A 14,552-nucleotide genomic window follows, 5' to 3' on the forward strand; every position below is an offset into this window, starting at 1 on the left:
CGTCAGTCGAGCGGCCGCAATGTCACCGTCAGAGCGCCCGGCGCGAGATAGCCGGGATTGGGCATCAGCGTGGTGCCGGCACGGCCACGCGCTTCGGCGATCGCCGCGTCGGGATCGACAGGGTCGATGCCGAATAGCGCGACATAGCCATAGGATTGCGATCCTCCCGCGATGGTCAACACCTGATAACGGCGCGCCGAGCGAAACCCGGGCACCGCCAGCGCGTCGTGGATGTGGCGATGGTCGTACCAGTCGTTGAACGCATCCTCGGCGCCCGCCACCGGATTGGTGAGGACCAGCCACAGAGCGTCATTCTCATCGACCCGCCCGATCGGCGGTGTGCGTGGTCGCGCGCTCAGCCTTAGCCCGCCACCGCCGGCTACCGCCGTAGGATCCTGGGAGGTTTCAGCGCCGTAGAAGAAGCCGGCGTGCGTCCAGTGCGGTGGCTGCGGGCGCGGTGCCACCTCGTAGCTGCGGCCACCGGGCATGAGGCCGAAGCCGAGTTGAATGGTGAGATCTTCCATACAATTCCGCTTTCCGCGCCGCCTCTTAAAAGGTGGATGAAATCTTTTCTCTCACAATACCGGAACGCATTGCAAGTTCATGCCGGCAGTGTCAGTCTCTTCCTAAGCGCGGCGGATAGCGCAGTGGAGAGATGGTGGGACGATTCGGCACTCGATCGGCGGTCATCGCAGGCGTCTACATGACGCCGCAGGGTGATCTGTCGCAGCGGTCGCAGCCCGACGTATATTGGGAGGTCGCGAAGGGCGCGGTCGCCGACGCCGGGCTCACGCTGACGGATATCGACGGCCTGATTGGCCCCGCGCCTGAAGGCGTCGGTCTCCGCGCCGGGTTGCCGGGCGCGGCGATGGCGGACCTGCTCGGGCGACCGCTTCGCTTCCAGAGTTCGACCGCCGTCGGGGCCGCGAGCACGGCAGCCGGCGTCGGTCTCGCCGTGTGGGCCATCGAGCACGGCGTGGCCGACGTCATCATCCTGCCGACGGTCAGTGCGGGCCAGGGCAGCGGCTATACCAGCGCCGACCGCAACGCCGCCATTCTCCACATGGCGAAACTTGGAACGCCTTACGAATGGTTGTGGGGGACCACCCGCGTCGCGGACCACGCCGCCATCGCCATGCGCCATATGCACGACTTCGGGACGACGTCCGAACAGCTCGCCGAAGTCGCCGTCGCCCAGCGCTTCGGCGCGACGCTGCATCCCCACGCGGTGATGGGCCCGAAGGGGCCGATAACCGTTGACGATGTGCTCGCGTCGCGGATGATCGCCGAGCCGCTGCATCTGCTGGACAGCTGCATCGTCAATCAGGGTGCCGGCTGCGTGGTGGTGGCGGAGGCGGAGCGCGTCGACCGCACCCGGCCCAAGGTCCGGTTGCTCGGCTATGGGCAGGCTCACGCCTATCTCGACCCGGGCTCGCTGCCGAGCCTCACGACCTTCAACGGCGGGGTTGCCGCCGACACGGCCTTCCGGATGGCGGGCGTTGTGCGTGACGAGATCGACGTCGTGTCGATCTCCGACCATTTCACGATCAATGTCGTGATCGGTCTGGAAGATGCCGGCTTCTGCGCCAAGGGCGAGGGCGGGCCGTTCGTCGCGGGTGGCGCGCTGCGGATCGACGGACGGCTGCCGACCAACACCGGCGGCGGCTATCTGTCCTGCACTCATGCAGGTCTGTCGGGCACGTTCGGGTTGATCGAGGTGGTTGAACAGCTGCGCGGCACTGCCGGCGCGCGGCAGGTGGACGACGCACGGCTGGGCTATGTCCACGGCATGGGCGGCGTGTTCCAGAACCATTTCGCCGCCGTGCTGGCGAGGGACTGAGCGATGAGCGAGCTCGACCGTCGTTTTCTGCCGCCCGGCGACCTTCCCCCGCTTCACCGGCCGTTCTGGGACGGGCTGCGCGAGCACCTGCTGCTGGTGCAGCGCTGCCCGAACGATCACCTTCGCTTCATTCCGACCGAAATCTGCCCGCGCTGCGGCTCGCAAGAATGGGAGTGGCAGCCGCTGTCCGGGCGCGGGGAGGTCTATACCTACACCGTCGTGCACCGGGGGCCGACCCTCGCCTACCAGGCCGACATACCGTATGTCATTGCCCATGTGGCGCTGGCCGAGGGGCCGCGCATGATCGCCAATCTGACCGGGTGTGCGCCCGCGGCGGTGTGCATCGGCATGGCCGTCCAGATCGAGTTCTACGACGCCGGCGAGGGCTGGACACTCTATCGCTTCGTACCGGCGGCCGGCGGGGAGAATGCCCATGTCTGACATTGTGGTCGCTCGCGAGGGGCGCACAACGATCTTCACGCTGAACCGCCCGGCGGCGCACAACGCGTTCACTCGCGCGATGATGGCCGATCTGACAGAGGCGGTGCGCGCGTTCAATGCCGACCCGGAGCAGTATGTCGGGATCGTGACCGGGGCGGGCGAGAAGGCGTTCAGCGCGGGCGCAGACCTCAAGAATATGGCCGTCGAGGTCGAGGAAGGCACGCGCTTCCCGGTTCACGGTTGGCCTGATCTTGCCGGCCTGTCCGACAGCGAGAAGCCGATTATCGCCGCCGTCAACGGCCTGGCGGTTGCCGGTGGGTGCGAGATCGCGATCTCCTGCGACATCCGCATCGCTTCCACCAACGCTTGGTTCGGGCTGTCGGAAGTGAAGCTGGGTGTGATCGCCGGTGTCGCGGTCAGTGTCCTGCCGCGACTGATGCCGATCGGTGCGGTGATGGATATGCTGTTGTCCGGCGACCGCCTGCCGGCCGAGGATGCCTATCGGCTCGGGCTGGTGCAGAAGCTGGTCGCACCCGAGGTGCTGATGGACGAGGCGCTGCGCAAGGCGGCGACGATCGCGGCCAATTCCCAGACGGCTGTCTGGGGCACGAAGAAGATCCTCAAATATTGGCGCGACCTGATGCTCGCGGAGCAGCAGGGGCTTTACGAGGCCGTGGCGCACCGGGTGCTGCTCTCCGGTGACATCCACGAGGGGCCGCGCGCCTTCGCCGAGAAGCGCGCGCCGATATTCCGCAACGCGTGGCCGCGACCATGATCCGCCCGGACCGGGGCGGCCGAAGCACATCCAAGAACACAACAACCAAGGTGGGAGGACGTTCAGATGCGTGAGTTGACAGCACCGATTGCGTGTTTGGCGTTGATTGCGCCAACGGCTGTGATCGCGCAAAATGTCGCCACACCCCCGCAAGACTCGCAGAAGCCGCCATCGGGCGACGGCGTCGGGACCGAGGACGAGGATACCGGCGCCAGCGGTGACATCGTCGTCACCGCTCAACGGCGCGAGGAGCGGCTGCGCGACGTGCCGATCTCCATCTCCGTCGTGACCGCCGATCGGATCGCCAGCGCCGGGCTGCTGAGCACGCGCGACCTTCAACAGGTCACCCCCGGAATCGTCACACAGAATTCGGGATTTCAGTTCCGCCCGACGATCCGCGGCATCGGCGGCTTCGCCGGCGGCGGTTCGGGGGACGAGCAGAACGTCGCGATCTACGTCGACAATGTCTACCAATCCAGCCCCGGCGCCAACGCGTTCAACCTCATGAACATCGAGCGTATCGAGGTGCTCAAGGGACCGCAGGGAACACTCTTCGGCCGCAACGCGACGGGCGGCGCGATCCGCATCATCACCAGCGACCCCGGCTCCGAACCGGCGCTGCGCGGAATGGTCTCCTACGGTCCGCGGCTCGATGCGACCGAGGTCAGTGCCTATGGCGAGACCGGCATTGCGCCAGGCTTGGCCGTCAGCCTCAACGGCTATTTCTACAACGACGGCGGCTATGTCCGGAACATCAATCCCGCCTGGAACGGTGGCAAGCTGGCACGCGTGCGCAGCTTCAACATCCGCGGCAAGCTGCTGTTGCAACCGACGCCGGACCTGAAGGCCGTCGTCGGCTTCGAGCGCAGCAAGACGCGCAGCTCGCAGGAGCTGACCACCGTGCCGCAGCAGGGATTGCTCGGCTTCCGCAACGTTGCCGGCGTCGTCGTCGCCACGGAGCCGTTGACGACGTCCCTCGACTTCGAGGGGTTCCAGCGCTCCAACTCGACCACCGCTTTTGCCACCGTGACATGGGACCTGGGACGATTCGGGCTGGAGTCCACCACCTCGACCCGACGCGTCGAGCTCAGCTACAATTTCGACGTCGATCGGACGAACCTGCCGCTGACGATCTCGTTTGCGGACGGAATCCAGAACGTCACCACCCAGGAAGTGATCGGATCGACCAAGTTCGGCGGGCCGTTCAACCTGATCGTCGGCTATTTCTATTATAACGCCGGGGCGAAAACACCGTATAGCGGCTTGAGCAGCGCGCCGTTGAGCGCGGTTGCCAATGGCGTGCGCACCGTGCTCGGCCCACCGGTGGTGACTTCCAACACCGGCGCGTTCGTCAACACGACCAGCAATGCCGTTTTCGGCGAGGCCAATCTCGACATCGGGCGGCTCACGCTGATCGGCGGCCTGCGCTACACGAGCGAGAGCAAGACCGCGTCTGTGTCCAATCTGCTCAACGTCGCGCTGGGGCCGTCCAACGGCAAGCTCTCGTTCGATAACGTCAGCTATCGAGCAACGGCTCGTTTCAAATACAACGACACCGGCATGATCTATCTGACGCGATCGACGGGGTTCAAGAGCGGGCAGTTCAACGGCTCGGTCCGTACGGTGCCGCTGACCACGGTGCGGCCGGAAACGCTCGGAGCATGGGAAATCGGTCTGAAGGATCGTCCATTGTCGTGGCTCGACGTCACGCTGGCAGCATTCGACTATAAATATAATGATATCCAACTGACGGTGTTCAATACGTTCAATCCCGCACTCGGCACGAACATTCTGCTCAATGCAGCCAGTGCCAAGACTCGCGGCGGCGAATTGCAGGCCGATGCACGGCTTGGCGGCAGCGCACGCGCCAATCTCGGCGTAAGCTACCTCCCGGTCGCGCAATACTCGCGATTTCCGAACGCCATCGATTATGTTCCGCGCGCCGACGGGTTGGGTGCTACACAGCTCGTCACGGATCTGTCCGGCGCCCGAATGCCATATTCGCCCAGATGGACGGCCAACTTCGGACTCGGAAAGACCATCGATCTGGGTGGCGGCAAGTTCGACTTGGATGCAAATGGCTATTACAAGACGCGGTTCGAGTGGATCCCCGGCCATCGGTTCGGTCAGCCCAGTCTGTTCATCCTTAATGCGACCGCGACATGGCGCGCGCCGAACGACAAGTATAATATCGGCGTCTTCGGCCGTAACCTTACCGATCGCAAATACCTGACCAGCGGCGGTGCCACCACGGCAGGATTCTCCGGCGCCTATGCTCGCCCGCGTGAGATCGGTGCACGTTTCGGGTTCAACTTTTGACGTATCGCATCATCCTCAAAAGAGGTCGATTGCGGGCGTGACGGGACGCTTCGAAAGACTCGACGCATACCTCCGGGGGTGCGTCGAGCGAGGCGAGCTTGCCGGCTGGCAGGTCGCGGTGACACACGAGGACGCGCTGGTCCATCGGAGCGGTTTCGGCCTGCGCTCGCTGGAGCAGCGCGCGCCAGTCTGCGAGGACACGATCTGGCGCATCTATTCGATGACCAAGCCGATCACGGCAACGGCAGCGCTCATGCTATGGGAAGAGGGGGCGTTCGATCTTGCCGATCCGTTGTCGGCCTATCTGCCCGAATTCGCGGGCGCGCGTCGGTTCGTCGAAAGCACATCGCACGATCACATTGCGGCGGTCACCGAGCCGATCCGCGTCGGGCACCTGTTCACCCACACCGCCGGCCTCACGTTCGCGGCGGCGGCCGAACATCCGGTCGATGCGCTCTATCGTGAAGCGGGGCTCGATTGGGCAGGGCTGCAGTCGTTGCCGCTGGCGATCGCTTGCCGCCGGATCGCGACGATGCCGCTGTTGTTCGGCCCAGGTGCCGCGTGGAATTATTCGGTCGCAAGTGACGTGCTCGGCCGCCTCGTGGAGGTGCTGAGCGGCCAGGAATTCGGCGCGTTCGTAGCCGAGCGGCTGCTTGCGCCGCTGAGGATGAACGACACGGGGTTCCAGGTTCGGCCCAGCGAGGCGGGGCGGCTGGCCTCGCTTTACCTCCGCGATGGCGGATTGACGCTGCAAGCCGCCGCCGGCGCGCGCATCCTGGAAGAGCCGACGGGCTGCTATGGGGGCGCCGGTCTCGCATCGACGCTCGACGACTATTGCCGCTTCGCGCGGATGCTGTGCAATGGCGGCACGGTCGAGGGCGTACGGCTGCTCTCCCGCGCGACGATGGCCTTCGCGACCGCCAACCATCTGCCGGGTGGCGCGGAGCTCGGCGCGTTCGGACGGCCGATCCTCGGCGAGCCGTTCGCGGCCGGCATAGGCTTCAATCTTTTCGGGTCCGTGGTGATCGATCCGGTTGCCGAGAAAACACCGGGGACAGCGGGCAATTACGGCTGGAGCGGCGCTGCAGGCAGCCACTTCTGGGTCGATCCCGCGCAACGGCTGACCTGTGTCTTCATGACCCAGACGATGGCTCGTCCGGCGCACCCGCTGCGGCGAAGACTGAAGCAGCTCGTCTATCAAGCACTGGACGACCTTGCATGATCTCTTCGATCGTGCCGCCCGCGGCAGCCGACACTGCGGAGCCGCCGGTCCGGATTGCGCCGTGGCAGGTGTGGCTGGTCGTCGTCCTGGTCCTGGCCTGGGTTCTCGGTAATCTCGACCGCAACATCATGGCGTTGCTCGTTCCGTCCTTGAAGGCGAGCTTCGGTATAACCGACGTGCAGGTCAGCCTTTTGCAGGGGCTCGCCTTTTCGCTGTTCTTCCTTCTCGCCGGCTATCCGATCGGGCGGCTGGCCGATCGCCTCAACCGTCGCAACATCATCGCCTTCGGCGTCGCGGGGTGGAGCCTGATGACCGTGCTGAGCGGCTTCGCGAGCAGCTATGGCTGGTTGTTCGCCACCCGCACGCTCGTCGGCGTCGGCGAGGCATGCCTGCTGCCCGCGTCCGTGTCGATCGTCGCGGACTGCTTTCCTCAGCGGCTGCACGGACGGGTCATGGGGTTGCTGCTGGCGGGCGGCAGCCTCGGCATCGCGGCTTCCACCGGCCTCGGCGGCATACTCCTCGATGGCTTCGAGCAGGCGCGACCGGCGCCGCTGCAATCCTTCGCGCCCTGGCAGCTGACGTATATTGCGGTAGGCCTGCCCGGGTTCATCGTCGCGGCGCTAGTATTGACTGCGCGTGAGCCGACGCGGCGCGGCGCGGCAGCACCCGCCTCCGTCCAGCCGGACAACATCGGCCGGGTGCTCGCCGGTCGACGAGCGATCGTCGCCTGCCTGCTCGGCGCGTTCGGGCTCAATCTGCTCGCCGCCTACGGCAGCGGCGCCTGGCTCGCGACGATGATGATGCGCGAATACGATATGCGTGCGAGCCACGTAGGCATTTCGCTCGGACTCATGCACCTGCTGATCGGCGGTCTCGGCCCGGTGCTGGGCGGTTGGATCAGTGACTCGATGGCGCGCACCCGTCGAGATCGCGGACGCCTGCATTTCGTCATGCTCGCCTTTGCGGCGCAGATCCTCGTGGGGCTGACCCTTGCGAGCCTCACGGCCTTCGCGCCGACCCTTTTCGCCTACGCCGCCTGCATCCTTCTGACGACGTTTCTCGCGACCTCCGCCCTCGCCGTGCTGCCGGAGAGCGTGCCGACGACCGCGCGCGGGCGAACCATGGCGATGTACCAGGTCGTCGCCAGCGTGATCGGATCGGGCCTCGGTCCGCTCTGCATCGCGCTGATCACCGACCATGTGTTCGGCGACGAGAAGATGGTGCGGCAGGCGATCGCGGTCGTGCTGGTAGCGACCTCGCTGATCGGCCTGGCGCTAGCGCGCGTCGCGGCGGTGCGGCAGAGCGCCGTCTACGCGCAGGGGTGTAACGATTTATCGCAAGATTGACAAACCGGGGGGCTTCCTAAAAAGTATAGCGCGTTCCAGAAAAACGGTTGCGCGATCGGTATCGACCCACGGCCGACGTCGGCGGCAGTACCGAAGCTGAGAGGAGAGAGGCGAATGGCGGTCGATCTGACGGCGGTAGTCTTGGACCAAGGCGAGAGCCCGGTTTCGCTGGAATTCGATCCAGATATGCTCCGCCGCCGCTATCGCGAGGAGCGCGACAAGCGCCTGCGGGCCGACGGCAACAAGCAGTATGTCGAGCTGACGGGCGAGTTCGCGGCGTTTCTGGAAGACCCCTATGTCGAGCGGCTGGAGCGTGGCGCACTCGAGGAGGAGAACGACGTCGTCATCATCGGCGGCGGCTTCGGCGGGCTACTCGCGGCGGCGCGGCTGCGCGAGGCGGGATATGACGATATCCGTGTCATCGAACGCGGCGGCGATTTCGGCGGCACCTGGTATTGGAATCGCTATCCTGGGGCGGCGTGCGACGTCGAATCCTATATCTACCTGCCGCTCCTGGAAGAGACCGGCTTCATGCCGCGCAAGAAGTACACGCCAGCGGCCGAAATCCTGGAGCATTGCCGGCGCATCGCGACGCAGTTCGGGCTGTACGACCGGGCACTGCTCCAGACCGATGTGGCGGAGGCGCGCTGGGATGAGGGGCGCGGACGCTGGCGCGTATCGACCAACCGGGGCGATGTGATCTGGGCAAGCTTCGTGGTGGTCGCGAACGGCCCGGCAAACAAGCCCAAGCTGCCCGGCATACCCGGCGTCGAGAGCTTCAAGGGCCACATGTTCCACACCAGTCGCTGGGACTATGACTACACGGGCGGCGGACCCGAGGGCGGGCTCGACGGTCTGGCCGGCAAGCGTGTGGGCATCATCGGCACGGGTGCGACCGGCGTGCAATGCATCCCGCACGTCGGCGCGAGCGCGAAGCACCTCTATGTCTTCCAGCGCACGCCCTCCTCGATCGACGTGCGCAACGATCGCCCGACCGACCGCGGCTGGGCCCGAGGCCTTGCGCCGGGGTGGCAGAAGGAACGACGTGAGAACTTCAACGCCATCACGTCGGGCGAGGCGGTGGATCGCGATCTCGTCAACGACGGCTGGACGGAGATCATCGCCAGCCTGCTCCGCTCCACCCTGCGCGGCGGCGCGGGCGAGCTCGACGCGGGCGCCGCGAGCACACTTGACGCGCAGCGGATCGAGATCGCCGACTTCGCGAAGATGGAACAGCTGCGCCGCCGTATCCAGAGCACGGTGGAAGACCCGAAGACGGCCGAGCTGCTCAAGCCCTATTACCGGCAGTTCTGCAAGCGGCCTTGTTTCCACGACGGGTATCTGAAGACCTTCAACCGCGACAACGTGACGCTGGTCGATACCGACGGACGGGGTGTCGAGCGGATCACCGAACGCGGTGTGGTGGTCGGCGGCGTCGAATATGAGGTCGACTGCCTGATCTTCGCGAGCGGTTTTGAAATCGGCACCACGTTCCGCCGCCGCACCGGTTACGAGATCATCGGCAAGGATGGGCTCACCCTGTCGGAAAAATGGGGCGGCGGGATGTCGACCATGCATGGCATCTTCGTTCATGGCTTCCCCAACCTGTTCTTCCTCATGTTCGTGCAGGCGGCGTTGCCCGCCAACTTTACGCATCTGCTCGACGAGCAGGCGACGCAGGTCGCCTACGTCCTGCGCACCGCGCAGGAGCGCGGGGCCGAGCGCGTTGAGGTGACGGCCGAGGGCGAAGCCGAGTGGGTCCGGACGATCATCGAGCTGTCGCGTCTGAACGCCGACTTCCTCGAAAGCTGCACGCCAGGCATCTTCAACCTCGAAGGGCAGATCAATACCGATTTGGCTAGGCGCGGCGCTGGTTACGGTAAGGGCGCGGCAGCCTATTTCAGGGTGCTGGCGGACTGGCGCGCCTCGGGCGAGCTGCCGGGCCTCGCGCTGACCGCGTCGCGCGAGCCGGCGAACTGACGGCGGTGCCGAGGCCGGCATACCGCGTCAGGCGGTGATCCACCCGCCGTCGACCGGCAGCAGCACACCGTTGACGTAGCTGGCGGCCGGCGACAGCAGGAACAGGATCGCGGCCGCGATCTCCTCTGCCGTACCCGGGCGGCCGATCGGGATCCGGGTCATGGCGTCGCGGATGTTGGGCGCGTCGACGCTCGCCGCGGTGCGCGGTGTCAGGGTAAAGCCGGGGGCGACCGCGTTGGCGCGCGGGATGCCGCGGTAGCGCGTCGCCAGGAAACGGGTATAGCCGGCGATTGCCGCCTTTGCCGCCGGGTAGAACGCTTGGCTGGCGGGGGATGTACCCGCGCCGTGGAAATTGCCGGCGGTCGAGGCGAGGTTGACGACGGCGGCAGCGGCATCGGCATGGCGCTCCAGCCAGGTGCGCGTGACCCGCTCGACGCTGCCCACCGCAAGTGACAGCAGCTGCTCGAACGCTCCGATGGTCTTCACGGACGGCCCGGCATTGTTGACCAGGTAGCGGCAGGGGCCGAGCACCTGCGACGTGTCCCACGCCGCCACCACCGCGCGGTCTTCACCGACGTCGACCGCCGCGGCAATCGCCATGCCGCCGCTGTGGCGGATGGACGCCGCGGTCCGTTCGGCGGCGGCGGCGTCGACATCCCACGCCGCGACCGCGAGGCCCGATGCGCCCGCCATCAGTGCCGTCGCCTCGCCGATCCCGCTGCCGGCGCCCGTGACCACCACCAGCTCCCGCCGACGGAAGCCGAGCGCGGACAAGTCGCGCAGAGGGGTGGGGTTTGTTGTCACCATCATTTCACGACGATGGCGAACCGCGCCGGGAGCGACAAGACTGTTGGGAGCCGTCGTCGCGGGCAGCGGAATACTTGTCGCGCAGGATCAGGCGACGCCGCCGCGCGTCCTGCGATTGGGTGCATGACGATCGCACCCCCATGGTGCCGCCGGACTGGGCGAGACGTCGTCGGGTCGACAAGGCTGCAGGCGCGAAATCGGTAATGTCGGGCTGCGGTCGCGATGCGCGCCTGTCTCCGTCGAGCCTAGCGCGCGTTGTGGGGCGAGTGGCATCGCCGGCGGCTCGCCATGCGAGAGGCGCGGAACGAGCATCCGCTTTCTGCCGCTCCCTGCCCGCGCGATCAGGCACTCGAGTTCTTCGGACGGCGGTGCTGCGTCAGCGCGTAACCGACGGCTTTCATGGGCAGGGCGACTGCTCATAATCAGGGTAGCGGCCGAGCGACGCCACTAGAAGCGAGGCGGTGACGCTGGTCGGGATCATCAGCCACCACCAGATCGCGTAGCTGCCGCTCCGGTCGAACACGTAGGCGGCGAGCGGAGGGCCAATGGCGGTGCCCGCACTCAGCATGCTGGAAATGGCGCCGAACAGCGTGCCGTAGCTACGCCGCCCGAAATAGCGCGACGCGAGATATGCAACGATGTCGAGCTCACCGCCGATCGCGAGCCCCAGCAGGATCACCGCGGCGATGGACGACCAGACCTGCACCCCGGCAGCCAGCAGCGTGGCACATGCGATGGCGGGCAGCAGCAGCACGCCCCCCCCGATCCAGGGGCCGTGCACGCGGTCCAGCAGCAGCCCGGTGCAAATCCGTCCGATGATCGAGGCGAGCCCGGCGATGCCGGCGATCCGCGCGGCGGTGCCGGACGACAGGCCGCCGTCGCGCATCATCGGCACGATGTTCACCATCATCGAGATGATCAGCATGGTGGCGAGCAGCGTGGTCAGGAAAAGCTTGAGAAACCAGCTCGTGCGGAAACCCTGGCCCGCCGTCAGGCCGGAGAGACTTGCGGACGTGGAAATCGATGTTCGGGTCGCGCGGCGGCCGTGATCGTCGCCATGAAAGAAAGGCACCAGCAGAAGCAGCGCGACCAGCCCCCAGCCAAGCCCGATGACGGCATAGGCCTCACGCCAACCGATGCTGTCGATCAGGGTTTCCGCCAATAATGGCGCAAAGCCGGAGGCAAGGCCGGTACCGGCGAGGGCGAGTGACATCGCCAGTCCGCGATCCTTGTCGAACAAGGCCGAGATCGGCGCCGTCCATACCATGGGCTTGATGAGGGCGGCGGTGGAGGCGACTAGCACCCACAATCCCCACCAACTAAAGATTGAGCTGGTCGCCAACCCCAGCAGCGCCGTGGTGACGCAATAAGCGAAAACACCGAGGATGCCGATCCGTCGCGGCCCGACGCGGTCGACCATCAGGCCGACCAGTGGTCCAAATAGCGTCCCGGCGATCGCGGAAATGGTCAACCCCAACATGATGTTGGATCGGCTCCAGCCGAACTCGGCCTCCAGCGGACGCACGAAAACGCCGAGCGAATAGGTGTTGACCGAGGAAACCGAGATGCCGACCGCGGCGGCGAGCACGACCAGCCATCGGCGGCTGATAAGCGGGCCGCGTTTGGCGCGCCCTTCTTGCGGAGTTCGATCAGGTGTCATTCGCTGGGGCGATGGCGCAGGTTCGGGCGTGTGCCGATCAGGCGCAGCTCGTTGTAGATGTCATATACGCCGCTGCTCACGATGTTGTCGTGCTTGTTGGTTTCGTTCTCCACAACCCTGTCGATGCTGGCAAATTCCATCGAGTGCAACCCGGCGGATGGGCGGCGGGGGCGCCATCTGATGGAGCACGTTTCGTCACGGCGCATCGGCGGCGTAAAAGGCGGGCTGGCGCCGGCCTAGAAAAGCGGCCATTCTCTAGCGGAATTCCGCTCCTCCGCGTCTGCAAGGCGGCGCGCTTTCCGCCTCCAACTGCATTTGGAGAGCCCTCATGCCCAAGCTCAACGAGCTGCATCCATCCTGCACGCCACCGCCGCCCACCGCGACCGCGGCAGCCTCTACCCTCTGGCGGAGAGCAGCGCCGGGGTGGGAACCGCGTGACCAAGGCGGTCGCCATGCTGGTGAAGACCGACTTCGCCGAGAAACGCAAGATCAGCGACAGCGCGGGGATTTGCCGCGCCGATGGCGAGGGTGAGCGCCGGCGCTGCTCGCACCTGCGGTCCCCGCGTCATTCGACGGCCGCCACTTTGGACCGGTCGCGACCAGCGCCATGGTCGGCCGAGCCGTGTCATTATGGCGAGCGCCGCCTTCCCGAACGCCGCGACCGGTGCCGCCGCGCCGCCCGCCGGCCCGGCCGGTCCGCCGATCCCCGGCAGGTCCGGCGCGACGACCGTGAAGCGATCCGCCAGCAGCGGCATGACGCGGCGCCACTCGTGCGAACTTTGCGGCCAGCCGTGCAGCAGCACGATCGTCGTCGCGCCCGATCCGGCGCGCAGATAACATCGCCAACGCCAGCTTTTCGGAAGGGATCGCCGCTTCCGCCTCGATAAGGTGAATCAGGATGTGGAGCACACCCGACAGGCGACTATCCTGTCTCATGCAACTTTTTATGTTGCGATATCGGTCGACGACAGCGACGCGAGGGAGGGATGGCCTGTTCATGCCAAATGATGTGGCGACGGCGGTAGCGCAGCCTTGGCATGATCGGCGATGCTCGCCAGCTCGGCGAGCGTGGCGCCGTCGCGCGCGTGGACCGACATGCCCTGCATGACGGCAACGATATAGCGCGCTAGGGACGCTGCCTCCGCCGGCTTGACCCAGCGACCGAGCTTGTCCTGCAACTGCCTCTCGAATGCCGCACGGCGCTCGGTGAGGTCGCGGGCGAGCGCGTCGTGGTCGCGGTGACAGGCCAGCATGCCGTTGAAGATCATGCAGGCCTGCCCGCTGGCGGATACCGATGCGATCGCTGCGGCCAGCACCGCGCCGACGCCGTCCCGCAGGTCGGCCGCCTGGTCGAGGATCGACAGGTCCAGCGCGCCCGGGCCGGTGGCGTAGCGGTCGAGCACCTCACCATAAAGCAGCGCCTTGCTGCCGAAGGCGGCGTAGAGGCTGGGTGGGGCGATGCCGATCGCCTCGGTCAGATCGCCGATCGACACGCCGTCATAGCCGTGCCGCCAGAACAGCGCCATCGCGGTGGCGACGGCGGCGTCGCGATCGAAGCCGCGCGGTCGTCCTCCGCGTGACTTCCCCCGTAAATCCATATCGTTCACTAAATAACCTCTTGACCTGCGCTGTCGCCATGTTCTTTAGCGAACGATAGCAATCAGGAAAAGCACCAGTGGCAACGGCGCGGCGGCCTCGCACCCGCACAGGCCTGCGGCTTTGCCATGCTGGAGAACCGACATGATCCTCAAGACCTATACCCGCATCTTCACCAACGATGCGGAGGCAACGCTCCGCATCCTGCGCCCGCTGCACGCGAGCGAGCCGCATTTGCGCTTCCGCTTCGATCCGTGGCAATTGATCGGAATCGGCGATGTGCTCATCGTCGGCGGGACGGACGATGCGCTGGCACCGATCCGGGGCAGCCTCGGTCCCTGGATCGTGACCGACATCGACGAGACGCGGGCGCTGCTTGTCGACGCCGGGGCGGAGATCACCCAGGACATCGCCGCGGTGCCGACCGGCCGCATGATGTATGCGCGTCATCGGGACGGCGCCGTCGTCGAATATGTCCAGTGGACGCCCGAACTGGTCGAGCAACTGATCGCGGCACCGCAACGCGCGGGCAAGCTGGCATCGCAGCTATAACGTATACGCATATC

The 14,552-nt window shown here is 66.2% G+C and carries 14 protein-coding genes; 8 read left to right on the plus strand and 6 right to left on the minus strand.

The window, feature by feature from the left end; genetic code table 11:
- Positions 1–2: 2 nt before the first annotated feature.
- Complete coding sequence (locus ACFE7K_RS02655; RefSeq protein WP_375396610.1) at positions 3–524, minus strand: hypothetical protein; 522 nt, start codon at positions 522–524, stop codon at positions 3–5.
- Between the two features lie 179 nt (positions 525–703).
- Between ACFE7K_RS02655 and ACFE7K_RS02660 the strand changes: the two genes are divergently transcribed.
- From ACFE7K_RS02660 to ACFE7K_RS02690, 7 genes are all read left to right on the plus strand, one after another.
- Positions 704–1,840, plus strand: coding sequence for a thiolase domain-containing protein (locus ACFE7K_RS02660; RefSeq protein WP_375396611.1), 1,137 nt, complete (start codon positions 704–706; stop codon positions 1,838–1,840).
- Positions 1,841–1,843: 3 nt separating this feature from the next.
- Positions 1,844–2,281, plus strand: a complete 438-nt coding sequence (locus ACFE7K_RS02665) for a Zn-ribbon domain-containing OB-fold protein (protein ID WP_375396612.1) — start codon at positions 1,844–1,846, stop codon at positions 2,279–2,281.
- Positions 2,274–3,056 (plus strand): enoyl-CoA hydratase/isomerase family protein, encoded by a 783-nt coding sequence (locus ACFE7K_RS02670; protein WP_375396613.1) that lies wholly within the window; start codon positions 2,274–2,276, stop codon positions 3,054–3,056. Before ACFE7K_RS02665 ends, ACFE7K_RS02670 begins: the two co-directional genes overlap by 8 nt.
- Before the next feature lie 120 nt (positions 3,057–3,176).
- On the plus strand, positions 3,177–5,375 hold the full coding sequence (locus tag ACFE7K_RS02675) for a TonB-dependent receptor (protein ID WP_375396614.1): 2,199 nt from the start codon (positions 3,177–3,179) through the stop codon (positions 5,373–5,375).
- A 37-nt stretch (positions 5,376–5,412) separates the two neighbouring features.
- Complete coding sequence (locus ACFE7K_RS02680; RefSeq protein ID WP_375396615.1) at positions 5,413–6,597, plus strand: serine hydrolase domain-containing protein; 1,185 nt, start codon at positions 5,413–5,415, stop codon at positions 6,595–6,597.
- Positions 6,598–6,665: 68 nt separating this feature from the next.
- Positions 6,666–7,943, plus strand: a complete 1,278-nt coding sequence (locus ACFE7K_RS02685) for an MFS transporter (protein ID WP_375396616.1) — start codon at positions 6,666–6,668, stop codon at positions 7,941–7,943.
- A gap of 114 nt (positions 7,944–8,057) precedes the next feature.
- Positions 8,058–9,923, plus strand: a complete 1,866-nt coding sequence (locus ACFE7K_RS02690) for a flavin-containing monooxygenase (protein WP_375396617.1) — start codon at positions 8,058–8,060, stop codon at positions 9,921–9,923.
- Positions 9,924–9,950: 27 nt separating this feature from the next.
- Here the strand turns inward: ACFE7K_RS02690 and ACFE7K_RS02695 are convergent, their stop codons facing one another.
- The 5 genes from ACFE7K_RS02695 to ACFE7K_RS02715 all read right to left on the minus strand — a co-directional run bounded on the left by ACFE7K_RS02695 (position 9,951) and on the right by ACFE7K_RS02715 (position 13,988).
- A complete protein-coding gene (locus ACFE7K_RS02695; protein WP_375396618.1) occupies positions 9,951–10,733 on the minus strand; it encodes an SDR family NAD(P)-dependent oxidoreductase in 783 nt (260 codons plus the stop codon).
- 394 nt (positions 10,734–11,127) lie between these two features.
- Complete coding sequence (locus ACFE7K_RS02700) at positions 11,128–12,390, minus strand: MFS transporter (RefSeq protein WP_375396619.1); 1,263 nt, start codon at positions 12,388–12,390, stop codon at positions 11,128–11,130.
- Positions 12,387–12,530 (minus strand): hypothetical protein, encoded by a 144-nt coding sequence (locus ACFE7K_RS02705; protein ID WP_375396620.1) that lies wholly within the window; start codon positions 12,528–12,530, stop codon positions 12,387–12,389. The genes ACFE7K_RS02700 and ACFE7K_RS02705 overlap by 4 nt, the downstream gene beginning before the upstream one ends.
- A 255-nt stretch (positions 12,531–12,785) precedes the next feature.
- Positions 12,786–13,193 carry an alpha/beta fold hydrolase gene (locus tag ACFE7K_RS02710; RefSeq protein ID WP_375396621.1) on the minus strand — a complete coding sequence of 136 codons (408 nt, stop codon included), beginning with the start codon at positions 13,191–13,193 and terminating at the stop codon, positions 12,786–12,788.
- A gap of 192 nt (positions 13,194–13,385) precedes the next feature.
- Complete coding sequence (locus ACFE7K_RS02715; RefSeq protein WP_375396653.1) at positions 13,386–13,988, minus strand: TetR/AcrR family transcriptional regulator; 603 nt, start codon at positions 13,986–13,988, stop codon at positions 13,386–13,388.
- A gap of 142 nt (positions 13,989–14,130) precedes the next feature.
- On the opposite strand from ACFE7K_RS02715, the gene ACFE7K_RS02720 reads away from it, so the two are divergent.
- A complete protein-coding gene (locus ACFE7K_RS02720) occupies positions 14,131–14,538 on the plus strand; it encodes a hypothetical protein (protein WP_375396622.1) in 408 nt (135 codons plus the stop codon).
- The last annotated feature ends 14 nt before the right edge of the window (positions 14,539–14,552 follow it).

The organism is uncultured Sphingomonas sp. (assembly GCF_964244265.1).
Taxonomy (GTDB): domain Bacteria; phylum Pseudomonadota; class Alphaproteobacteria; order Sphingomonadales; family Sphingomonadaceae; genus Sphingomonas.